A 22,947-nucleotide genomic window follows, 5' to 3' on the forward strand; every position below is an offset into this window, starting at 1 on the left:
AGAATGAAATTCCTCGACAACCTGTTCGAGCGCTCCTCCCGCCAGGTGGCCAACGTCACTTCGCGGCGCAAGCTGCTGGGCCGCTTCGGCTCGCTGCTGGTGGCCGGCGCCGCCCTGCCGATCATCCTGCCGATCGACCGCACCTCCAAGGCCCTGGCCGCCGAGGCACCGAAGGCCGGCGATCCGGGTGACCCGAACAGCTGCGACTACTGGCGCTACTGCTCCATCGACGGCTTCCTCTGCACCTGCTGCGGCGGCACCACCACCTCCTGCCCGCCCGGCACCGATGCCTCGCAAGTGACCTGGATCGGCACCTGCCGCAACCCGGCGGACGGCAAGGACTACATCATTTCCTACAACGACTGCTGCGGTAAGCACAGCTGCTCCCAGTGCGCCTGTACCCGCAACGAGAGCGAGGAACCGCTGTACCGTCCGTTCAACAACAACGACGTCAACTGGTGCCTGGGTGCGGAATCGCGCATCTACAACTGCACCGTCACCATCATCCGCGGCGTCGCGGTCTGAAGTCGGGAGAAAAGCCCATGCGCAGTCTCGTTGTCGGCGCCCTGCTCTGCAGTCTGGTCGCCCCCATTGCCCAGGCCCGTGCGATCCCCGATCCGCACCAGCGACCGGCGCCCGGCAACGAGGAGGTGCAGAAGCCGATCTCCCAGCAGAGCTACAGCCCGGCCACCAACTACCAGCTGCAATGCGCCGGCTGCCATCTCACCGAAGGCAGCGGCAGCAAGGTCAACGACACGCCGCGCCTGCACGGCTTCGTCGGCAACTTCCTGAAGGTGGACGGTGGGCGGCAATTCCTCGTGCGCGTGCCGGGCATGTCCCAGTCCGCGCTGAACGACGCGCAACTGGCCGACCTGCTCAACTGGCTGCTGCGCAAGGAGGGCATGGCCGGCGACAGCATGCCCGCCGAGTTCAAGCCCTACACCGCCGAGGAAGTCAAAGCCACGCGCTACCAGGCCCTGCTCAACCTGCCGGGCACCCGCGCCGGGTTGATCCAGGAAATGCGCAAGCAGGGCATCACCATCACCGATGGGATGAGCGATGCGTATTGAGTGATTGCTTCGGCGGCCTGCCCGCCGGTACGAAGATTTGCCTCCGCGGCTATCCCGCGCACAACTGCCCGCTGCTCCTGCGGGCTTTTTTATGCGAGTAGGAAAACTGGCGCTGCGTATGACTCGTCGGCGCAGATTGACTGAACAGGCCCAATGCAGGAATTTTCCAGGTTGGAGACTTCGCCGTTTCGGCCATATGCTGGTGCGGTTAAGTAGGAATAGTGAGACGCCAACCATGCCAGGGACTGCAACTTTCGAAAAACCGCGCTGGTTACGAGATCTTCTGCGCTTCTTGCCGCTGAAGAGCCAGTTCGTCCTCTCCGGCAATATCCGCGACCTGCAAGCCTGCGAGATCGCTGCCGGTACGATCACCCCGCAAAGTTTCAACCAGAGCCTGGGCGATGCCCTGCTCGATGCCGGTTATGCGCATGTGCTGATCTGGGACCCTCTGGCCGGCTTTCGTACCCTGGGGCGTCCGGGCAGTGGCCCTGGCGCTGGCCAGCAGGTGCTCTCGGAACTCGGTTTGACCGTCGTGGAAGGTGCAGCCCCTGCTGGCATCGACCTGTTGAGCGCCACGCTGCGTCGCCTGGTGAACCGCGCCGGCGACCCCATCGCCCTGATCGTCGACTTCGCCTCGCGCCTGGCGGTACGCAATGACTCGCTGAGCGCCGCGGAACACCAGTTGTTCACCCAAGCCCTGGTGCTGTCCCACCAGGCCCGCAGCCGCCCTGCCGGCGAGCTGCGCAAACCGTTCTTCAACAGCGTGCTCTGGGTCGTAGAGAAGGAAGGCGACCTCCCTGACTGGCTGCTGGTGGATAATCCGCGCCTGCGCCACATCCCGGTCTCCAAACCCGACCAGATGGCCCGCCGCGCACTCGCCCCCGCCCTGATCAAGGGGCTGGCGGGCAGCCAGGACAACAGTGCCGTCACCCTGCAGGAGGCGGTGGCCACCTTTGTAGAGAATACCGAGGGCTTGCTGCTGCTCGATCTCAGCGCCATTGCGCAACTGGCGCGGGTAGAAGGCGTGGCCATGGAACGCATCGCCGATGCCGTGCGTCGCTACAAGATCGGCGTCACCGAGGACCCCTGGCTGAAGATCGACCGCCAGCGCATCCGCCAGGCGGAGGACTTCGTCCGCCGCCGGGTCAAAGGCCAGCAGCATGCAGTCACCCACATGCTCGATATCGTCAAGCGCGCGATGACCGGTGTGGGCGCCAGCCGCAAGGGCAACCGCCCCCGTGGCGTTGCTTTTCTCGCCGGCCCTACCGGGGTGGGCAAGACTGAACTGGCGAAGACCATCACCAGCCTGTTGTTCGTTGACGAAAGCGCTTATATCCGCTTCGACATGTCGGAATTCAGCGCCGAACATGCCGATCAGCGCCTGATCGGAGCACCACCGGGTTATGTCGGCTACGACGTCGGCGGCGAACTGACCAACGCCATCCGGGAGAAGCCCTTCAGCGTGGTGCTGTTCGACGAAATCGAGAAAGCCCACCCGCGCATTCTCGACAAGTTCCTGCAAATCCTCGACGACGGCGTGCTCACCTCCGGCCGCGGCGACCGGGTGTACTTCTCCGAGGCGCTCATCGTCTTCACTTCCAACCTGGGGATATACCGGCAAGGCGAGAACGGCGAACGCATGGCCAACGTGCTGCCGGGCGAACCCTTCGATGCTGTGCAGGGCAAGGTCCGCAGCGAAATCGACCGCTACTTCAAGCTGGTGCTCAACCGTCCGGAAATCCTCAACCGAATCGGCGAGAACATCATCGTGTTCGACTTCATCCGCGAGGACGTCGCCGAGCAGATATTCACACAGATGGTCGACGGCACCCTGGCCGACCTGCGCGAACAGCAGCTGACTCTCGAGATCGCTCCCACTGCGCGACAAGTCCTTCACGATCTATGTCTTGCCGATCTGTCCAATGGCGGGCGCGGCATTCGCAACCAGCTCGAGGCCCGTTTACTCAACCCGCTGTCACGGGCGTTGTTCGACCAGGACGCACAGCCTGGTGAACGGTTCCTGATTACCGAACTGCATACCAGCGGGCTGATCCTGGAACGCCGCTGATATGAAGCTGAGCCTTTCCCGCGTGCACTTCCCGGTCACCACCCTGGGGCCAGGGCAACGCCTGGGCATCTGGTTCCAGGGATGCAGTATCCGCTGCCCTGGCTGCATCTCCGCCGACACCTGGGGGCCGGGCCAACAGCGCATTGCGCTGGAGCAACTGCTTGCCGACATCCAGCCCTGGCTGAACGAGGCGCAAGGCATCACTCTGTCCGGCGGCGAACCGTTCGATCAGTTCGACGCCCTGTTGTTGTTGCTGCGCGAACTGCGCCAGCGCAGCCAGGCCGACATCCTGGTGTACAGCGGCTATCCGCTGGAACAGCTCGAAGCGCAGCTGCAGGCCGCGAACGGCCTGATCGACGTACTGATCAGCGACCCTTACCAGCAACACACCGAGCAATCACTGGCCCTGCGCGGCAGCGACAACCAGCGCCTGAACCTGCTGACCGATCTGGGCCGAGCGCGCCTGGCCAGCTATCAACGCTCGCTGGCCGCCACCGACAAGGCCCTGGACCTGATGTTCGACGCCGACGGCAGCGTATGGATGGCCGGCATACCCCGGCGTGACGACCTGCTGCGCCTTCAGGATCTGCTGCGTGAGCAGGGCCACCAACTTCAAGTCAGCGCCCACCGGCCGCGACCTCGCTGAATGGATCGATAGCGATGATACGTTTCTGCCCCAACTGCCAGAGTGAACGTCCTCTTTCGGAAATATTCTGCGAAGGATCGGTCCAGGGCCAACCATGCAACTGGGACCTCTCTGCCGAGGCTATCCACCCCAGCGGATGGCGCCCCCAACCTGTGGTGACCCAGGCCGCCATCGCCGAGCCCTCTGCCACCGCAACCAGTGCCAGCCCCGTCTGCACCCAGGGCCACCCGATGGACCCTGGCGACCTGATGTGCCTGGAGTGCGGTAGCCCACCTGCCGACGGCAACGATATGGCCACTGTTGACGCAGCGGCTACGCCAGAGACCGAGACGGAAACGCTGATCGATGGCTGGCGGTTGCTGCGCCAGATCAGCAATACCGGCGGCGTCCGTGAGCGTTACCTGGCCGAGCAGGAGCAAACCCATCGGCGTGCGGTGCTCACGCTCTATCGCCCCGGTGCCGAGCCGGACCCGGCGATCTATGACGTGATCCGCCGGCTGCCGCGTGAGCACGTGCCCGAGATCATCGCCACCGGGCGCTGGGACGAGCGCGCCTACGAAGTGGCCGAGGAGCTCACCGGCGGCACCCTCGCCGAACTCGGCATCGTGGTCAGCGACGAACAGACAGTGCGCCATGTGGTCCGCGAGCTGGGCCAGGCGCTGCATGCATTCAATGAAGCAGGCCTGCGACATCGCGACCTGCGCCCCGCCACCCTGCTGGTGCGCAGCCGAGAGCCGCTGGACCTGGTGATCAGTGGCTTCGGTTCGGCGCGGCTGTCGGAATTCGACCTGGACATCGTCTCGCCGCTGGAGACCAGCCGCTACATGGCACCCGAGGCGATTGCCGGCGGTGTGGCTGCAGCCTCCGACTGGTGGAGCCTGGGCATGATCCTGCTGGAGCAGATCACCCAAGGCGCCTGCTTCGAGAATGTTCACGCCAACGCGTTCCTTATCCACGTCCTCGCCAACGGCGTGCCCCTGCCCGATGACCTCGACCCGCAGCTGAACCTGCTGCTGCGCGGCTTGCTGGCCCGCGATCGCCACCAGCGCTGGCAGTGGCCGCAGGTGCAGGCGTGGCTCAACGGTGAAGCCGTGGAGGCACCCGCCTCTGCCAGTGGCGAGAAGGATGATGACGAAGGCGCCAGCATCGCCCTGGGCAATCAACGCTTCCGCAAGCCCTCGGTGTTCGCCCTCGCTGCTGCGCAGGCGGAACACTGGGCCCAAGCACTGGATCACCTGCTGCGCGGGGTGATAGTCACCTGGGCCGAACAGATCGGCCTGCCCCCTCGCCTGCTCGCAGGCTTGCGCCAGGTTGCGCAGCATGAAGGGCTGGAGGACGACTTCCGACTGATGCTGGCGCTCAAGCTGCTCAACCCGGAAATCCCCCTGATCCAGCGCGGCGAAATCGTCACTCCCGGTTGGCTGCTGGAGCACCCGCTGGAAGGCTACCGCCTGATCAGCGGCTCGGTACCCGACCTGCTCGAACAGCTGCAGACCGAAAGCTGGCTGTCACGCCTGAAATCCCGCGCCGAGAACGTCCGGCAGCGCGCGCTGCACCAGCACATCGAGCTGGTCGAGGAACAATTGCGCATTTTCCTGCTGTCCACCTCACGGGCCAGGCTGGCGGCGCAGTGGCAGGAGCGTCAGCGCCTGCTGCCGGACACCGAGCATCCGGGCCTGCTGGCCCTGTCCGAGCGCCGGGTGATTGCAGAAGAGGACCTCATCGTCCTGCTCAGCGCCAACCTCACCCAGTTCCGTTCGGCCGACAGCATCCTCGCGGAAGCGGCCCAGTTGGCCAAGGACGCCGATGTCCAATGGTTCGATGCCGACTCGGCCAGCAACCTGTTGCAGCACGCGAGGCAGGAGCTATACCGCAGCGTCGACGAGCGCATCAGCGGCTTTGCACGCAGCGGCGTTGCCAGGGTGGATGAATGGGCAGAGCAGTTTCGCCTGGAGCGCCGCATGCCGCTGGCCCAAGTGCTGGTCCTGCTGGCCATCCCGCCCGAGCAGTGGCTGGAACCGCAGAAGCAGCAGTACGTCTCGCAGATCCTCGATTTCTTCGAAAAACGTGTGGTGACCGCCGTGATGCGCGGCCCGCTGGTTCGCATGAGCATCGGCAAGACCACCGCGCGCATCGACCTGAACGAACTGAACAACGATCGCCGCCCTGCCGAAGCACTGCTGGATCACCTGCTGCAGCGCAATGCCCGTTCGGTGAGCCTGGACCCGGCCAGCTTCCTGGCCAACCCTCAGCTTGAGGGGCGCCTCAACTCACTCAACCGGCAAAGCACCCTCTACAAGCGCGATACCGGTATCGACGGCTTGTACCTGGGCTTCCCCTTCCTGCTCAACAAAGACCCACGCGGCAACACCAGGACCCGCATCGTTCCCCTGCTGCTCTGGCCGGTGAAGCTGCTGCAGGAAGTCGGAAATCGCGGGCAGGTGGCGCTGGCCTTCGATGGCGAGCGCGAGGAAGTCCGCCTCAACCCGGCGCTGGAAAGCGTGCTTGGAGCCGAAGCCTGCAAGCGCTGGCGCGGTACCGCCGACGAACTGCTGGGCCGCTCCGCCATTCGCGCTGCGGACGTCATGGATGCCTTCGGCACGCTCGCCACTGCCCGCTCACGCGTGCTCAGCGCGCTGCCACCAACCTCTACCGAAGTCATCCCCTTCCAGGACGAACTGGCCTGCGCCGCCGTGCTGTTCCACGTCACCTTCATGGGCCAGGCGATTGGCGAAGACCTGCGCCAGCTGAAGACCCTGCCGCCGTCGGGCACCGGCCTGGAAACAGCGCTGCGGCTGCGCGAGACCGATGCTACCGGCAGCCCCGAAAACGCCCCCGAATTGCAACGTTTCTTCACCGTGGCCAGCGACCCCTCCCAGGAAGCCGCCGTGCTCCAGGCTCGGCAAAGCCCAGGCCTGCTGGTAGAGGGCCCCCCCGGCACCGGCAAGAGTCAGACCATCGTCAACATGGTCGCCGACGCCATCGGCCGCCAGCGCAGCCTGCTGATCATCTGCCAGAAGCACGCCGCCCTGGAGGTGGTGCACAAGCGCCTGGTGGCCGAAGGCCTGGGCCAGCGGATCGTCATGCTCAATGACGTCAACCGCGACCGCGAGCCGGTGATCCGTACGATCCGCGAGCAGCTCGAATCACTCTTCCTCGCTGGCAGCAGCACCCAGGGCTGGGAACGCCAGCGCGAGCGGCTGGCGGCGCGCATCGAGTCCCTGGAAGGCGAGCTGGACCGCTTCCACCAGAGCCTGCATCGCCAGGACGAGGCTACTGGCCTGAGCTATCGAAGCCTGCTGGGCGAGCTGATCGAGCTGGAAAAAGGCCCGGCCCCGCTGGAGTTCCCCGCGCTGCGGCAACGCCTGGCGAACCTCGATATCGCCAGCCTCACGCGCCTGGAAGAGAACTGCGCACCGCTGATCCGGCTCTGGCTGCCGGCCCGCTACGAAGACAGCCCGCTGGCCCAGCTGCAACCATTCGCCGCCGACCAAGCGACCCTGCAGGCCTTTGCCCAGAGCCTGAAAGACTTTGCCGAAGCAGAGATCGCGCGCAACAAGACCCTGGAGCAACACCCGAGCAGCTTCGAAGTCGAGGACCCCACGCCCTTCCGCGAGTGGCTGACCAGCCAGGTTGGCACCTTGCTCAGCCTCACGCAGGAACAGCGCCAGCGCCTGGCGCATTGGCTGCCACTATTTCGCGGCAACGAACCGGGACAGCAAGTCCAAGGTGATTCGCTGCTGGCGGAATACGCGAGCCTGGACCAGCAACTGGGCCAGCTGCCGACAGTCCACCCAGCACCACTTCTGTCCCTCGCACTCAGCAAGCTCGATGAAGCAGCCCTGCGGCGCTATCAGACACAGGCACAGCAGGTCCTGTCGGCGAAGTCCTGGCTGGCGCGCATCAACCCGCTGCACCTGTTACGCCGCAGCCGTCTGCACAGCTTCCTGAAAGCTCACGGCGAGGCAGCCGATGACGCCCGTCTGACGGCCTTGCTTGCCGCCACCGGCCTTGAGCACCAATGGCGGCCGCTACGCCAACGATTGGCGGTAGTGCATCAATCCCTTGGCCTTGGCGAAGTCGCCAGCGATGCCGGCCCGGAGCTGGCGGCACTGACCAGCAGTGGCCTTCAGCACCTGCGCGAGACACAGCATCTCGCCCGCGCGCTGGCTCAGGCACCGCGAGCCGGGCAATTGGACGCGGTGATCCTCACGGGCGAAAAGCAACGTTTCGAAGCCCTGCTGGGTGACATCGATGCCGCGCTGATTCGCCATACCGCTCGCCAACTCAGCTTCGACAAGCTCAAGACCCTGGCCGATTGGCTGGGCAACGAACTGCTGGAGCAGCTGCACAAGGCCGTCGCCGATAACCAGAGCAATCTGCCGGTACTCGGTCGTTTGCGCGATGCATTCCCACACCTGGCCGCTTACCAGCGCTTCCGTGGGCGTGCCGCTCAACTCCAGCCAGCAGATCTGAAGCTCCTCGCCCTGCTACGCCAGCTGGAAAGAACCCTGGACGCCATCCCTGCCGAGCAACTCGAAGCCACCGTTCGCCGCCTGCTCAATCGCGAAGCACGCTTGGGCTGGAAGCACCGCCTTGAACAGGCAACCCCGGAATTGCTGTTCAGCCAGGACGAAGCCCAGGCCAGGATCGCCAGCCTCGCCGACGCCGACGTGCAAATGCGCAAGCTCAACCGCGAACTGCTGGGCCAGGGCATCGACACCTCACGCCTGGGTAGCCGCAAGCAATGGGAAGACGTCACCCGCCTGACCGGCAAGCGCTCGCGACGCCTGCGCGAGTTCATCGAGATGGGCGCCGCACTGGGCCTGATGAGCCTGCGCCCGGTCTGGCTGATGAACCCCGACGTTGCCAGCCGCGTGCTGCCACTCAAGTCCGGCCTGTTCGACATCGTCATCTATGACGAAGCCTCGCAGATGCCGGTGGAGTTCGCCTTGCCCACGCTCTATCGCGGCCGGGTGACTGTCGTCAGTGGTGATGAAAAGCAGATGCCGCCGACAGCGTTCTTCTCCAGCAAGATCGAAAGCGACGAAGCCGAACTCTTCGATGGGGAAGCACCAGACAAGGACGCCGACGAAGAACAGCGCGAAGCCTTCGAAGACACCTGGAACCGCCGCGAGATCAAGGACTGTCCGGACTTGCTGCAACTGGCGCGAAATGCCCTGCCCAGCACCACCCTGCAGATTCACTATCGCTCGGCCTATCGCGAACTGATCGGCTTTTCCAACGCCTCCTTCTACGGCAACCGTCTGAGCGTGCCGGTACGCCACCCCCAGGCCAACCTCCTGCGGATCAAACCGCTGGAACTGATCCAGGTGAATGGCCTGTACCAGAACCAGAGCAACGAGCAGGAAGCCGAACGGGTCGTCGACTACCTGGCGGAGCTCTGGCAACGCCCCTACGCGGAGCGCCCTTCAGTGGGCGTAGTTACCTTCAACCGCAAGCAGGCCGACCTCATCGAGGAACGCCTGGAACTGCGCGCCGAGCAGGATGACGCCTTCCGCGCGGCCTACAGCGAGGAGCGCGACCGCGACGAGGATGGCGAGAACATGGCGGTGTTCGTCAAGAACGTGGAGAACGTACAGGGCGATGAGCGCGACATCATCGTTTTCTCCTCTACCTTCGGCCGCAACGGCCAAGGTACCTTCCGGCGCAACTTCGGCGTACTCGGGCAAAAAGGTGGTGAGCGGCGCCTGAACGTGGCCGTCACCCGTGCGCGGCGGAAAGTGGTGATGATCACCTCGATGCCGATCGCCGATATCTCCGACATGCTCAACACCCAACGCTCCCCCAGCAGTCCACGTGACTATCTGCAAGGCTATCTGGAGTATGCGCGCGCACTGTCGGCCGGCGAGTTTGGCGGCACTCACAACCTGCTGGACCGCCTGCAAACCGACCGAAGTGATAATCGCCGGCAGCAATACCTGCAGCGCGACGGTTTTACCGAGATCGTCGGCGAGTACATTCGCTCGCTGGGCTGGAACGCAGCTCCTGCCAGCGAGGGTGATGCCTTCGGCCTCGATTTCGCCATCGAAGACCCCAGCACCGGCCTCTATGCCATCGGCATCGAGTGCGACGCGCCGTGCCACCCCCTGCTCAGCAGTGCCCGCGCACGGGAGATTTGGCGCCCGTCGGTGCTACGACGCGCCATCCCCTGCATCCATCGGGTCTCCTCGCAAGGCTGGTACCACGATGGCGACAACGAACGCGCACTGCTTCGCGCCGCCATCGAGAGGGCACTGGTTCCTGCCAGGGAAACCCTATCGACAGCTTCAGTGGAAACCTCGCCATGAGCGGCCCGAAAGTCGTACGCATCGTCACCCGGGAAGAAGTCCTCGCCCTCTGCGAGCGAGATCTGCAACGACTGCAGACCGCCATCCAGCATTGGCAGGAGCAAGCCCACGCCATTGGTGAGCTCGACGCCAGCGAGCTGGCCGCAACGCTGGCCCGCCGCGACCGGTTGCGGGCATTGATCGGCGAGGACCGCCTGGTCCAGCTGCAGAAGGAAGTCGTCATAGAAATCGACTTCCTCAAACGCGACCTGCGCGAGCGCGAAGAGCGGGCCATCGCTCGTCTAGCCCGGGCTCGTCAGCAGCAGCGGCGCCTCAAGGAAAACGCCACTACCCTGCTCCGAGCGCTACGGGAAAGAGATGACCTCGCTAACACAGAATTGCTGGACGCCATTGCCCAGCTTGCCAATGGCGGTCAGCGGGAAAATGCCGAGGCCCTGCTGGCCCAAGGCTTTGCTGCCCTCTCCCAGGCGCCGGCAGCGGAAGCACTCAGCGACACCCAACAGGCGCTCGCCCAAAGCCTCAGAACCGATGAGGTGTTACCCACCCTCCAACAGTGGACCGCCGCCCAGCAGCAGGACGCTCCACGCGAGGAGCGACTCGCGCGAATCGACCGGCACATTGCCGAACTGCACTTGCTGCAAGGCGCGGGCAGCACGCACGAATTCCTCGAGAAACTGGCCCGGGCCGAAGCCGAGCAGCGCGCGCCTCAACGCAACCTCCTGCTGGATAGCCTGGTCCTCGACCTGGCGGATGCCACGCGCGCCTACCAGCAACAGCGATCGCGCCTGCAGGCATTGCAGGATCTCTCCACCGAAGTGGCTGCCCTGGAGCGTTCCGAGCACGCCGAGCTGCTCCAGAGCATCGCCGCCTGCGCGATCACCACAATCGCCCAGGAGCTCACCGAGCTAACCGAACAGTGCAACGCCATCCTCGCAGCGCACCTGCAACAGCAGGCTGCTCTGGCGCGCCGCCAGGCCGTGCTCCAGGGGCTCGCCAGCCTCGGCTACGAAGTTCGCGAGGGCATGGCCACCGCCTGGGCAGACACCGGCAAGGTCGTACTGCGCAAAACGGCCACTCCCGGGTACGGCGTGGAAGTTGGCGGCAAGGCCGACAATGGGCGCTTGCAGGTGAGAGCGGTCGCCCTCAGCCCAGATCGTGACACTCAGCGAGATCGCGACATCGAGACCATCTGGTGTGGCGAGTTCAAGCGTCTGCAGGCATTGCTCAAGGACAACGGCGGGGAACTCATCATCGAGCAGGCCCTGGCAGTGGGTGCAGTGCCACTCAAGGAAGTAGCGGCCGAGAGCACCTTGCAAAGGCCTGAAGCGACCTCGACCAGGACCCTCTGAGAAGGAATGACAGACTTACATGTAGGAGCGCCGGAGCCCCGCCCCGTAGGGCGCATAACCTGGAACAGGTTATCCGCAGCTGACCTCCGATGGCGGATAACGCTGGCGCGTTATGCGCCCTACGATCCTTGCGGCGTGCGTCAGCTGCTCTCGCGAACCATCAACTCGAACCCCAGGTCCATCACCGGCGCATTCACCGGTTTGTCGTTGATCAGGTCCAGCAGCCGCTCGGCCGCATGGGTACCGATGGCCTTGCGCGGGGTGCGGATGCTGGAGAGGCGCGGGACCATGAACTCGGAGCTGGGCAGGTCGTTGAAGCCGAGCACTGCCACCTGTTCGGGGATGCGGATGCCGTGGCGCATGGCCTCCAGCAAGGCGCCGTGGGCGAGGTCGTCGTTACCGAAGAAGATGCCTTCCACCTGCGGATGGCTGGCCAGCAGTTGGCGGAACAGCTCGCCGCCGAGGCCCACTGAGGATGGGCGCGGCGTGAGGACTTCCAGCGCCGGGTCGTAGCAGCCGGCCTGCTGCAGCGCGCGGCGGTAGCCCTCGCCGCGCAGCAGGGTGCGCTGGTCCAGTTGCGCGCCAATGTACGCCAGGCGCTTGCGCCCGCTCTTGAGCAGGTGCCTGGCTGCCGCCTCCCCCGCGCGAATCTGCGAGAAGCCCACGCAATGCAGCCCCGCGCCGGGGTCCAGGTCCATCATGTAGACCGCCGGCACGCCGCTGCCCTCGATCATGCGTCGGGCGCTCTCGGTACGGTCGAAGCCGGTCAGCAGCAGCCCGCGCGGCTGGTACGCGAGGTAGTTGCGCAGCAGGTTCTCTTCTTCGTCACGGGAGTAGTGGTAGTTGCCGATCAGCACTTCCAGGCCGCGCGGGTGCATCACGGCATGGATGGCTTCGAGGGTTTCGATGAACAGCTGGTTCGCCAGCGAAGGCACCAGCACCACGATGTTGTGGCTCTGCTTGGAAGCCAGCGCGCGGGCGGCGGGGTTGGCCACGTAGCCCAGGTCGGCGGCGGCCTGGCGGACCTTTTCCGCCAGTTCCTCGGCTACCGTGCTCACTCCGCGCAGGGCGCGCGAGGCCGTGATGGGGCTGACGCCAGCACTGCGTGCCACGTCGTTGAGGGTGGGTTTGCCGGTGGTGCGAGAGCTTCTGTCGTTTTTCTTATCGTTCTTCTGAGCGGTCATCGGGCGGCTTGCCAAACAAAAATCGAGGCACTAAGGTAGCGCTGTCTCGCAGCCAGGGCAATTGCCTGAGGCCGGCTCCCGCCGCCCCTCGCCCGCCGGTGAAACATACTCACCGAGAGCACCGGGACACACCGACTAGAATGACAAGAATACGGAGGCAGCCGATGCTTTTCGTTACGCCCACCAAAGATAGCGCTGTCTCAACACCGAGGCCCTGCATGCTCCCCGCCATCGATGCCGTGCTCATCATGGGTGTCGCCGGATGCGGCAAGTCCAGCGTCAGCGAGGCCCTGTGTCTGCGCAGCGGCGCGTTCGCCATTGAAGGCGACTCCTTCCACCCCGAAGCCAACATCCAGAAGATGAGCGCCGGCATCCCGCTGACCGACGAGGACCGCGCCGGCTGGCTCGACACCCTCGCCGCCCAGCTGCAGAAAGCCATCGCCGCCGGCCAGCGCCCCGTGCTCACCTGCTCCGCGCTCAAGCTCATCTACCGCGAACGCCTGCGCCGCGCCGTGCCCGGCCTGGGCGTGGTGTTCCTGGAACTCACCCCGGAAACCGCCGCCCAGCGCGTCGCCACCCGCCCCGGCCACTTCATGCCGGCCAGCCTGATCGACAGCCAGTTCGCCGCCCTCGAAGTGCCGACCAGCGAACCGCTGACCCTGCGCCTGGACGCCACCCGCCCGCTCGACGAACTGGCGGAAGCCGCACACCTCTGGTGGCGACAGCACTCCAACGACTGACGCAATAGCGCCTGCCATCGAAAGATAGCGCTATCTCGATTAATCCAAGAAAGAAGAGCCGCTCCGGCACAAAGACAAAAACAGGAGAGACCCATGCTCGGCATGTCCCACAACACCTATCTGCTGCTGGACGCGGTGGTCACCATCATCGGCCTGATCCTGCTGATCACCCGCTTCAAGATTCACCCCTTCGTTGCCCTGATCATCGCCGCCGGCTTCCTCGGCCTCACCTCCGGCATGCCCGTGGCGACCATCGTCAAATCCTTCCAGGACGGTTTCGGCGGCGTGCTCGGCTTCGTCGGCATCATCCTTGCCCTGGGCACCATGCTCGGCAAGATGATGGCCGAGTCCGGCGGCGCGGATCAGATCGCCCGTACCCTGATCCGCGCCTTCGGCAAGGAACGCGTGCACTGGGCCATGATGCTCGCCGCCTTCCTGGTCGGCATCCCGCTGTTCTTCGAGATCGGCTTCATCCTGCTGGTGCCGCTGGTGTTCATCGTTGCCCGCCGCAGCGGCGTCTCGCTAATCAAGATCGGCATCCCGCTGCTCGCCGGCCTCTCCGCCGTACACGGTCTGGTGCCGCCGCACCCGGGCCCGCTGCTGGCCATCGGCGTGTTCGGCGCGGACATCGGCAAGACCATCTTCTACGGCCTGCTGGTCGCCCTGCCCACCGCCGCCATCGCCGGTCCGATCTTCGGCAAGTTCATCGCCCAGTACATTCCCGGCCAGCCCAATGAAGAGCTGGTGGCGCAGATCGCCCACGAGCCGGACACCAGCAACCTGCCCAGCTTCGGCGTCACCCTGCTGACCGTGCTGCTGCCGGTGTTCCTGATGCTGCTCAAGACCTTCGCCGACGTCATGCTCGCCGACGGCCACGTGATCCGCGCCTGGCTGGACATGATCGGCCACCCGATCACCGCCCTGCTGCTGGCCCTGCTGCTGTCGCTGTACACCTTCGGCCACGCCCGCGGCTTCGATTCGAAGAAGATCCTCAAGCTGCTCGACCAGAGCCTCGCGCCCACTGCCGCCATCGTGATGATCATCGGCGCCGGCGGCGGCTTCAAACAGATGCTGGTCGCCAGCGGCGTGGGCGACGTGATCGGCCACATGGCGGTGCAGGCACAGATCTCGCCGATCCTCCTGGCCTGGCTGGTCGCCGCAGTGATCCGCATCGCCACCGGCTCCGCCACCGTCGCCACCATCACCGGCGCCGGCATCGTGGTACCGGTCATCGACCTGATCCCCGGCGTCAACCGCGAACTGCTGGTCCTCGCCACCGGTGCTGGCTCGCTGATCCTGTCCCACGTCAACGACGCCGGTTTCTGGCTGGTGAAGCAGTACTTCAACATGAGCGTGATGGAGACCTTCAAGACCTGGACGGCGATGGAAACCATCCTCTCGGTGGTCGGCCTGCTGTTCATCCTGCTGCTGTCGCTGTTCGTCTGATGCATTAGCCGATGGGTATCGCTGCGCTCCACCCATCCTACGAACTGCCCTGCCTGGGAGCCCCCGTAGGATGGCGTGGAGCGCAGCGATACCCATCAAGCCCAGCGCCCGATTACCCGGCGAGCATCACCAACCGCCCGCCCCGGATTCCTGCAACGAGGTATCGCCCGTGACTTCCTCCGCAACTCCGAAAGCCCCCACCCAGCCCGCCTGGCCCCGTGATTTCGACATCCGCGCCCGCTACGCCGAGCAGCAGGAACTCCTGCAGCCCGCTCCAACACCACAGCCACCCTCGCACCCGTAGGGCGCATAACCCGGAACGGGTTATCCGCCGCTGCCACCCGCCCCCCATGAAGCCGGCGGATAACCGCAAGCGGTTATCCGCCCTACGCACTGACCTTCAGCATTCATCTGTAGGAGCGCGCCATGCGCGCGATCGCGGGCATGGCCCGCTCCTACAGGACCTGTCGCACCATTTGCTGAATCGATTAATCTGAAGACAGCTACGATCTAAAACAGACCAGTCGCCCACCTTCCCCCGAGGGATGAGTCATGCCCGACAACAACAAGCTCGACCATCTGTTCCCCCGCCTCACCGACATCCCCGACGCCTGGCGCCCCGACGCGCCCGTCGAGCAGCGCGAGTACCTGGTCAACGGCGAACTGCGCCGCTGGGACGGCCCGCTCGCGCCGGTACGCAGCCCGATCTTCCTCGCCACCGACCAGGGCGATGAACAGGTCATCCTCGGCAGCACGCCGCTGCTGGATGCCGACGCCGCCCTCGCCGCGCTGGACGCCGCCGTGGCCGCCTATGACAACGGCCAGGGTGCGTGGCCGAACCTCCGCGTAGCCGAACGCATTGCCCACGTCGAGCGCTTCCTCGCCCGCATGCGCGAGCAGCGCACCGCCGTGGTCAAGCTGCTGATGTGGGAGATCGGCAAGAACCTCAAGGACTCGGAGAAGGAGTTCGACCGCACCTGCGACTACATCGTCGACACCATCCAGGCGCTCAAGGAACTGGACCGCCGCTCCAGCCGCTTCGAGCTGGAACAGGGCACCCTCGGGCAGATTCGCCGCGTGCCGCTGGGCGTGGCGCTGTGCATGGGCCCGTACAACTACCCGCTGAACGAGACCTTCACCACCCTGATCCCGGCGCTGATCATGGGCAACACGGTGGTCTTCAAGCCCGCCAAGTTCGGTGTGCTGCTGATCCGCCCGCTGCTCGAAGCCTTCCGCGACAGCTTCCCGCCGGGCGTCATCAACGTCATCTACGGGCGCGGCCGCGAGACCGTCAGCGCGCTGATGGCCAGCGGCAAGGTCGACGTCTTCGCCTTCATCGGCACCCACTCCGGCGCCGCCGACCTGAAGAAACTCCACCCACGCCCGCACCGCCTGCGCGCCGCCCTCGGGCTGGACGCCAAGAACCCCGGCATCGTCCTGCCCAGCGTCGACCTCGACAACGCGGTCAGCGAAGCCATCACCGGCGCCCTCTCGTTCAATGGCCAGCGTTGCACCGCGCTGAAGATCCTCTTCGTCCACGAAGACGTGCTGGACAGCTTCCTCGCCAGGTTCAGCGCCAAGCTTGCCGAACTCAAACCCGGCATGCCCTGGGAATCCGGCGTGGCGCTCACCCCGCTGCCCGAGCCGGGCAAGGTCGACTACCTCAACGGCCTGCTTGAAGATGCGCTGGCCAAGGGCGCCAGGGTCATCAACCCCGGCGGCGGCGAGAGCCGCGAAAGCTTCTTCTACCCCGCGTTGCTCAGCCCGGTGCGCGCCGACATGCGGCTGTACAACGAGGAGCAGTTCGGCCCGCTGGTGCCGGTGGTGCCCTACCGCGAGCTGGACGAGGTGATCGACTACGTCCTGCAGTCCGACTACGGCCAGCAGCTCAGCCTGTTCGGCGACGACCCCGAGCAGATCGGCCCGCTGGTGGACGCCTTCGTCAACCAGGTCGGCCGCATCAACATCAACGCCCAGTGCCAGCGCGGCCCGGACAGCTACCCCTTCAACGGCCGCAAGAACTCCGCAGAAGGCACCCTCTCGGTCCACGACGCCCTGCGCACCTTCTCCATCCGCACCCTGGTGGCCACGCGCTTCACCGACGCCAACAAGGCGCTGATCAGCCAGATCATCCGCGACCGCGATTCGAGCTTCCTGACCACTGACTACATATTCTGATAGGCGGCCGGAAAGCGCCCTCTCCCTGACCCTCTCCCTGAAGGGAGAGGGGACCGTTCGGCGCAAGGAGAACCCACATTTTCAGCCGGCACAATCGGCTCCCTCCCCCTTCGGAGCAGGGCGCGCAGCCAGGGCTGGGGAGAGGGTCCTACAGGATAAAACCAAACTGCCAGCCGGCACAGACTGCCCCCTCTCCCTCTGGGAGAGGGCTGGGGTGAGGGAAAGCCCAGGCACCGGACCTCCACAAAAACCACCACCCCCACTTTCAGAAATCCCTTTCGCAATATCCCGACACCCTCCCATCGCCAATTGAAACAACCCGGTAAGAAGACCCCACTACGCTTGCCTTAAGTCAAAGGGGTCACCCTTCAAGACTCGATAGTCTGCGCGCCTCTCGACGAGCTTGATATCCGTCGTCTGAACCGATAGTGGCAACGACCGATATCGCAATGGACGAAGCGTTTGCCACCCAATCCACGGATTCCCAGCGAACAAGGGAGCACCAATATGAGTGGCTACAACGCAGTTCTGGCACGTAATACCGACAAGGCCCCGCAAAACCTCGGCCCCTATGCCCAAACCGTCGCCTTCTCCCACTACAACAACCTTTCCGCCCAGCTTCCGGTCGACCCGAGCAGCGGCAAGCTGGTGGCCGGTGGCGCCAAGGAACAGGCCGAACAGTGCTACAGGAACCTCAAGGCCGTCGTCGAAAGCATCGGCCACAGCCTGAACGACACTGTCCGCATCTCCATCTTCCTGACCAACATCGCTGACGCCGAAGCCGTCGCCAAGGTGCACGCGGCCTTCTTCCCCGACTACCTGCCGACGCTCACCACCGTCGGCGTGGCAGCCCTGCCGCTGGGTGCCCAGGTGCAGGTCGAGGCACTCATCACCTGCGGCGAAGGCACCATCCCCAACGCCCCGCAGGCCGGCGACCTGATCAAGGTCGAACGCAACACCGAGAGCGCGCCGCTGAGCCCGCTGTCCACCCAGACCGTCGCCTTCTCCCACTACAACAACCTCAGCGCCCAGCTGCCCATCGACCCGCGCACCGGGAAGCTGGTGGCCGGCGGCGTCGAGGAACAGACCCGGCAGTGCCTGCGCAACATCAAGACCATCCTCGAAAGCATCGACGTGCCCTTCGATGACATCGTGCGCATCACCGTCTTCGTCAAGAACCTCGCCGACATGCAGGCCGTGAACCAGGTCTACACCACCTTCTTCCCCGACTCGGCCATCGCCCGCGCCGTCGGCTACGTGCCGGCACGCACCGTGGTGCAGGCGCAAGCCCTGCCGATGGATGCCCTGGTGCAGGTCGAAGCCGTGGTCTCCCACGGCGACGGCACGCCCCCGCAGGCCGTCGAAGACCGCCACGGCATCGTCATCAAGGCCCACAACACCGACGCCGCGCCGAAGTGCCCCTACTCCACCCAGACCGTCGCCTTCTCCCACTACAACCACATCTCCGCCCAGCTGCCGCTGGACGTGAAGACCGGTGAGCTGGTGGCCGGCGGCATCAAGGAACAGGCCGGCCAGTGCTTCAAGCACCTCAAGGCCATTGTCGAAAGCATCGACCACGCCCTGGCCGATGTGGTGAAGGTCAACCTCTACCTGAAGAACATCGACGACATTGCCGCCGTCGATGAGGTGTACGCCAGCTACTTCCCCGGCGGCGTCCCCGCCCGCCGGACCGTAGCCGTAGGCGCATTGCCCAAGGGCGCGCTGATCCAGATCGACGCCGTGGTCGCCAACGCCGAAGGCACCCCGCCGGCTGCTTGATTGGCAAACGCCAATCAAGCCCTATCCGGCTAACACCACTGCATGACTCACACCTGACGGTCCCCTCTCCCGCTCGCGGGAGAGGGGCTCTTGCTCTATGTAGGAGCGAGCTTGCTCGCGAACCCGCCCCACTCCAAACCAACAATCACTCCCTCCGCCACCATCTCCCGCGCCTTTCCTCACGCATCAACCTCGGCACCTCCCCCATCGGCACCCAGTACTCCCCCTGCCAATCCAGCACCGCCAGCGACCGCCCCTCGCCTTTCGCCAGCATCCGCCTCGGCAACCCTGCCGCCACCCGCTCCTGATCCCTGAGCGTTGGCAGCACATGGCCGGTGATCCACATCCGCAACTGCCGATGCTCCGGATCGCGATAACGGTGCAGCACATGGAAGGTGCCGAAGTCATTCACCAGCAACACGTCCTCCTCGCCGCCACCCGTCACCAGGCGCGCCTCGCGAAAGAGGTCCTCATCCAATCGAAGAACATAAGCATCGACCCGCTCGCGGATCAGATAACCCAGCTCGCGGGCGACCAACCAGGGCTGGTTGTCGATCAACACGCCGCGCAGGGAACGGTTGTAGCGGTGGAAAACGGTGGGAACGTAGATGTCGTCCATGGAAGCTGACCCAGATGGTTGTGTATGGAAACCTCCTCATCCGTCGCCAAACGGATTGGGAGGCGAAACCGTGCAGGGTTGGCGAACCGGCAACCATCACCCGGCAGACCCGAAGGTCTCCCTGCACGGCCCGCCATAGCACGGCACTGCGGCCGCAAAGGTACGGCGCAGAGCCTGACAACGCAGGTCGCGTGATTGGTTGAGGTGGGTCGCCAAACCCTTGCCCTGTCGCTTTCACAGGGGCGTCGGGAGGTTATGGGGAAGAGTTACAGCGGTCAAGCTAGGCCGGTTGGTAAATGCAAATTACGTTGCTGTCGATGGCAGCTACCGACTCATAGCGGACGCCTAATGAGTGCTTTCAGATCAATGCCGTAAGATATGATTTCTATTTTCGCGTGTATGGAAGGCAGGAAATGGAGGGATTTTCAGACCTGTTATGGCAATGGTACGGCGCTGAGCAGGAGGGGAAAATTGCTGCAATTTCCAGACTCGTTGGTGCGCTTGAGTTTCTTGCAGCGGACGCAGCGGCGCAGAGAGATATTATTCCCGATTGCCCCGTATGTGAGGCATGGTCGTCGCACATGTTGCTCATTCAAGATGCGATCAGTATCTGTGGAGCTACTTTGCCCGACGAGATCAGGAGTGAACTCGATCGAGTCTGGGAACTGTGCTCCGCGATACACGAGCTAAACCTCCCCTGCCATGATCGAGATGTCTTTGAGCAGCAGCCATGGCAGCCGTTACGTGCGGCGGCCGGTTACATGCTTCTCTCGATGGGGGCGGTTGAAGTAAAAAAATGTCTGGCCGAATTGTCCCCGTGATCTTTCAGTCTATCGGTGGATGATCGTGTGTTTAGACGTCCGCTTCTGGCAGGTTGCTGCCCCTGGCGAGAGGCCGCTACCGACCCATTGCAGACGTTCGCTGAGAGAGGTCGTGGGTAGTCCAATTTGGTGTGCTTTACCCGTTACACTGCACTCCATCCATGAGCAACGTTCGATGCTCCAACAGAACACAGGACCTTATGCACGGTGCAGGCCCAGGGCGTCACGCCAAAACAAGGTGCTCTCATATTGGAAGGACAGGATGAAGTACGATGAGCAAACGTCTGCAATAGACTCGGCTATTTTCTCCAACTCGCTCATCGATGACTCACCCTCTGGCTCTGGGCCTTTTATTCTGATGTAGCACCGCATACTGACCTTAAAATCAAGCCCCTTTTTATCTTCGGCATACAAAGTGAAATCCGTATCTTCAGCGTCCGCGCTCAACCGCATCCCAGAAGCAAAGTGAGCCTCTACCGTATCCTTTACAGAATCGATTTCAATTGCACCGCTCCTTTGCAGCGCGATGCTCAGTGCCGCAGATGTCAAGCCATCATCGGCTTCTATGTGGAGATCGAGACTCACTCAATACCTCGCCTACGCTGCTAATCAAGCTTTAGTCTCAAGCATATCAGGGAGCCAGATCCGACCGGTTGAATCCACAACCCATAGCGGACGTTCAAGAAGCAAGGCCGAATATCCAGATCAGCCGAGCAAACAGACTGCCATGCAGTCACTCTCTACTTGTTATACAGGTGGAAAGTCTTCGTACGATTTTGGGAGGTATCCCCAGACTCTTAGTACGTCAGCGCGCACTTCAAACTCGAATCCAATCTGTGCGATGACCTCCGAAATTTCGTCCGTATGGTCAACGGTTGTTTGTGGCAGCAGACGTCCACCAGACGGAGCGACTTCTGACAAGCCAATATCGAACCATTCGACCGACGCAAATGGATACGGTAGGTGATAGAACCACTCGACATCCCAGCCTGAGACATTTCCAGTGACAGACTTGGACCGATAGGATGGACGCCAGCCTTGGCGTTTTCGGAAATGATCAATCAACTCATTCCACTTGGTATCGTTCGATGCACTTGCCAGGTTTCTCGCAACGACTGCGGCATGGATTTTCTTACGAGTCGCATCATCATGGCCGGCGCCGGCCCCAGGCAATTCATTCATGTTCAGCTCTTCGATTTCTGACATCCAAAATTAAGCGATCGCTCTTCGCCGATGTGTGCCGGTCATGACCGATTTTCCGGTTGGACAGTGTCTCCTAACGAGCGAGCGATATCCGCTCTTGGCCGATAGCACTCCCTGGCGATTGGCCGCGCCCCGACAATTCATTGGCGGCAACCGAACGCATCTGCATCCCTTGGCACTGCCGAGTGACCGTAACTATTTATTGCGCAGCGTGCTCATCGAGTAGGCGGGAGATCCCCCGCCCTGAACCTCCGCCCCTGCCCCGAAATCGCCGCCAGCCAAGGCGCGCAGCCGCGGCAAATTAACCTGACGCGCATCGCAGAAGCCCGGAGATAGACCAGTCGAGCCGGCGAGCCAGAGCGCTTGCCACCGCGCTGTCATAAAAATTTCACAGGACCCGATCACAGTATGGCAGCCCGATATCAAAAGGATTGCCCTCGATGAAAAGCTTTGTGAAATCTGCTGCGATCGCCGTAACGCTGTCCATGTGTGCCTCTTCCGTCGTCTTTGCCGACGAGAGCGTCCGCCTGACCGGCTCTGGCGCCAGCTTCCCCGCTCCGATCTACCTGACCTGGTTCAAGGACTTCAGCAAGAAGACCGCTGGCGTCACCGTGGATTACCAGTCCAAGGGTAGCGGTGCGGGTGTACAGGATTTCCTCAACAAGACCGTCGACTTCGCGGCCAGTGACTCGGCCATGAAAGACGAGGACATCGCCAAGGTTGCCGAAGGCGTGCAACTGCTGCCGATGACCGCCGGCGAAATCGTCCTGGCGTACAACCTGCCGGGCAGCCCCAAGGGTCTGAAACTGCCGCGCGACGTTTACTCCAACATCTTCCTGGGCAAGATCACTCAGTGGAACGACCCGCAGATCGTCGCGGCCAACCCTGAGCTGAAGCTGCCGGCCCTGCCGATCACCGTTGTCGTGCGTGCGGATTCCAGCGGCACCACCGCTGTGTTCACCAAGCACATGTCGACCATCAACCCGGAGTTCAAGACTGCCCTGGGTGAAGGCAACACCGTCAACTGGCCGGCCAGCGACAAGTTCATCAAGTCGCCGAAGAACGATGGCGTGACCGCTACCGTGCGCCAGACCCCGGGCGCCATCGGCTACATCGAGTACGGCTTCGCCAAGCTGGCCAAGGTCGACTTCGCCCAGCTGCAGAACAAGGCCGGCCAGTACGTCGTGCCGAACGCAGAAAGCGGTGCCGCGGCGCTGGCTGCCGTGAAGTTCCCGGAGAACCTGGTGGCCTGGCTGCCCGATCCGGACGGTGCCCAGTCCTACCCGATCACTTCCTACACCTGGATGATCTTCCGCAAGCACAACGAGAACCCGGCCAAGGCCAAGGCCATGCGTGAAATGGTCGAGTACGGCCTGACCGAAGGGCAGAAGATCGCTGATTCGATGGGCTACATCCCGCTGCCGCAAGCAGTCGTCGATCAGGTTCGCAAAGCTTCCGCCAACATCCAGTAACGCCTGCGAGTCTTCATCCGGCGGGGGCTGTCGGCCACGCCGGATGAGATTTCCACCTGTT

General features: G+C 63.7%; 15 protein-coding genes and 1 pseudogene. 12 read left to right on the plus strand and 4 right to left on the minus strand.

Annotated elements, in window-relative coordinates; genetic code table 11:
• Window positions 1-3: 3 nt before the first annotated feature.
• From IB255_RS19290 to IB255_RS19315, 6 genes and pseudogenes are all read left to right on the plus strand, one after another.
• Entirely contained in the window at window positions 4-525 is a 522-nt protein-coding gene (locus IB255_RS19290) for a methylamine dehydrogenase light chain (protein ID WP_045217996.1), read from the plus strand.
• 17 nt (window positions 526-542) lie between these two features.
• Complete coding sequence (locus IB255_RS19295; RefSeq protein WP_192210708.1) at window positions 543-1,070, plus strand: c-type cytochrome; 528 nt, start codon at window positions 543-545, stop codon at window positions 1,068-1,070.
• Between the two features lie 161 nt (window positions 1,071-1,231).
• Window positions 1,232-3,138, plus strand: a pseudogene (locus tag IB255_RS19300) (AAA family ATPase).
• 1 nt (window position 3,139) lies between these two features.
• Window positions 3,140-3,784: a 4Fe-4S single cluster domain-containing protein gene (locus IB255_RS19305; protein ID WP_192210709.1), complete on the plus strand. Its 645-nt coding sequence runs from the start codon at window positions 3,140-3,142 to the stop codon at window positions 3,782-3,784.
• Between the two features lie 14 nt (window positions 3,785-3,798).
• Window positions 3,799-10,095, plus strand: a complete 6,297-nt coding sequence (locus IB255_RS19310) for an AAA domain-containing protein (protein WP_081519735.1) — start codon at window positions 3,799-3,801, stop codon at window positions 10,093-10,095.
• Window positions 10,092-11,444 carry a hypothetical protein gene (locus tag IB255_RS19315; protein ID WP_081519734.1) on the plus strand — a complete coding sequence of 451 codons (1,353 nt, stop codon included), beginning with the start codon at window positions 10,092-10,094 and terminating at the stop codon, window positions 11,442-11,444. Before IB255_RS19310 ends, IB255_RS19315 begins: the two co-directional genes overlap by 4 nt.
• 140 nt (window positions 11,445-11,584) lie before the next feature.
• Here IB255_RS19315 and IB255_RS19320 read toward each other — a convergent pair whose 3' ends face one another.
• Window positions 11,585-12,628, minus strand: coding sequence for a LacI family DNA-binding transcriptional regulator (locus tag IB255_RS19320; protein WP_081519733.1), 1,044 nt, complete (start codon window positions 12,626-12,628; stop codon window positions 11,585-11,587).
• 218 nt (window positions 12,629-12,846) lie between these two features.
• On the opposite strand from IB255_RS19320, the gene IB255_RS19325 reads away from it, so the two are divergent.
• The 4 genes from IB255_RS19325 (at window position 12,847) to IB255_RS19340 (ending at window position 18,771) form a co-directional block, all read left to right on the plus strand.
• Entirely contained in the window at window positions 12,847-13,368 is a 522-nt protein-coding gene (locus IB255_RS19325) for a gluconokinase (protein ID WP_081519732.1), read from the plus strand.
• 93 nt (window positions 13,369-13,461) lie between these two features.
• Window positions 13,462-14,814, plus strand: coding sequence for a GntP family permease (locus IB255_RS19330; protein ID WP_081519731.1), 1,353 nt, complete (start codon window positions 13,462-13,464; stop codon window positions 14,812-14,814).
• A gap of 552 nt (window positions 14,815-15,366) precedes the next feature.
• Window positions 15,367-16,992 carry an NADP-dependent glyceraldehyde-3-phosphate dehydrogenase gene (locus tag IB255_RS19335; protein WP_081519730.1) on the plus strand — a complete coding sequence of 542 codons (1,626 nt, stop codon included), beginning with the start codon at window positions 15,367-15,369 and terminating at the stop codon, window positions 16,990-16,992.
• Between the two features lie 507 nt (window positions 16,993-17,499).
• On the plus strand, window positions 17,500-18,771 hold the full coding sequence (locus IB255_RS19340; protein ID WP_192210710.1) for a RidA family protein: 1,272 nt from the start codon (window positions 17,500-17,502) through the stop codon (window positions 18,769-18,771).
• Between the two features lie 145 nt (window positions 18,772-18,916).
• Here the strand turns inward: IB255_RS19340 and IB255_RS19345 are convergent, their stop codons facing one another.
• Window positions 18,917-19,390, minus strand: coding sequence for a Bro-N domain-containing protein (locus IB255_RS19345; protein WP_192210711.1), 474 nt, complete (start codon window positions 19,388-19,390; stop codon window positions 18,917-18,919).
• Between the two features lie 413 nt (window positions 19,391-19,803).
• Here IB255_RS19345 and IB255_RS19350 point away from each other — a divergent pair, with 413 nt between their 5' ends.
• The gene (locus IB255_RS19350) at window positions 19,804-20,211 is read left to right on the plus strand and encodes a hypothetical protein (protein ID WP_192210712.1); all 408 of its coding nucleotides are present in this window, start codon (window positions 19,804-19,806) and stop codon (window positions 20,209-20,211) included.
• Between the two features lie 198 nt (window positions 20,212-20,409).
• On the opposite strand, the gene IB255_RS19355 is transcribed toward IB255_RS19350, so the two are convergent.
• Window positions 20,410-20,796, minus strand: coding sequence for a hypothetical protein (locus IB255_RS19355; protein WP_192210713.1), 387 nt, complete (start codon window positions 20,794-20,796; stop codon window positions 20,410-20,412).
• Between the two features lie 162 nt (window positions 20,797-20,958).
• On the minus strand, window positions 20,959-21,393 hold the full coding sequence (locus IB255_RS19360) for a DUF6678 family protein (RefSeq protein WP_192210714.1): 435 nt from the start codon (window positions 21,391-21,393) through the stop codon (window positions 20,959-20,961).
• A 461-nt stretch (window positions 21,394-21,854) separates the two neighbouring features.
• Between IB255_RS19360 and pstS the strand changes: the two genes are divergently transcribed.
• Window positions 21,855-22,886, plus strand: a complete 1,032-nt coding sequence (pstS, locus tag IB255_RS19365) for a phosphate ABC transporter substrate-binding protein PstS (protein ID WP_081519725.1) — start codon at window positions 21,855-21,857, stop codon at window positions 22,884-22,886.
• Window positions 22,887-22,947: the final 61 nt, after the last annotated feature.

Origin of the sequence: Pseudomonas sp. PDM22 (genome assembly GCF_014851965.1) — a bacterium.
Classification (GTDB): Bacteria; Pseudomonadota; Gammaproteobacteria; order Pseudomonadales; family Pseudomonadaceae; genus Pseudomonas.

What these genes read in the sequence shown, in the direction of transcription:
- IB255_RS19290 (WP_045217996.1), top strand. Translation starts at nt 4, where the DNA reads ATGAAATTCCTCGACAACCTGTTCGAGCGCTCCTCCCGCCAGGTGGCC.
- IB255_RS19295 (WP_192210708.1), top strand. Translation starts at nt 543, where the DNA reads ATGCGCAGTCTCGTTGTCGGCGCCCTGCTCTGCAGTCTGGTCGCCCCC.
- IB255_RS19305 (WP_192210709.1), top strand. Translation starts at nt 3,140, where the DNA reads ATGAAGCTGAGCCTTTCCCGCGTGCACTTCCCGGTCACCACCCTGGGG.
- IB255_RS19310 (WP_081519735.1), top strand. Translation starts at nt 3,799, where the DNA reads ATGATACGTTTCTGCCCCAACTGCCAGAGTGAACGTCCTCTTTCGGAA.
- IB255_RS19315 (WP_081519734.1), top strand. Translation starts at nt 10,092, where the DNA reads ATGAGCGGCCCGAAAGTCGTACGCATCGTCACCCGGGAAGAAGTCCTC.
- IB255_RS19320 (WP_081519733.1), bottom strand. Translation starts at nt 12,628, where the DNA reads ATGACCGCTCAGAAGAACGATAAGAAAAACGACAGAAGCTCTCGCACC.
- IB255_RS19325 (WP_081519732.1), top strand. Translation starts at nt 12,847, where the DNA reads ATGCTCCCCGCCATCGATGCCGTGCTCATCATGGGTGTCGCCGGATGC.
- IB255_RS19330 (WP_081519731.1), top strand. Translation starts at nt 13,462, where the DNA reads ATGCTCGGCATGTCCCACAACACCTATCTGCTGCTGGACGCGGTGGTC.
- IB255_RS19335 (WP_081519730.1), top strand. Translation starts at nt 15,367, where the DNA reads ATGCCCGACAACAACAAGCTCGACCATCTGTTCCCCCGCCTCACCGAC.
- IB255_RS19340 (WP_192210710.1), top strand. Translation starts at nt 17,500, where the DNA reads ATGAGTGGCTACAACGCAGTTCTGGCACGTAATACCGACAAGGCCCCG.
- IB255_RS19345 (WP_192210711.1), bottom strand. Translation starts at nt 19,390, where the DNA reads ATGGACGACATCTACGTTCCCACCGTTTTCCACCGCTACAACCGTTCC.
- IB255_RS19350 (WP_192210712.1), top strand. Translation starts at nt 19,804, where the DNA reads ATGGAGGGATTTTCAGACCTGTTATGGCAATGGTACGGCGCTGAGCAG.
- IB255_RS19360 (WP_192210714.1), bottom strand. Translation starts at nt 21,393, where the DNA reads ATGAATGAATTGCCTGGGGCCGGCGCCGGCCATGATGATGCGACTCGT.
- pstS (WP_081519725.1), top strand. Translation starts at nt 21,855, where the DNA reads ATGAAAAGCTTTGTGAAATCTGCTGCGATCGCCGTAACGCTGTCCATG.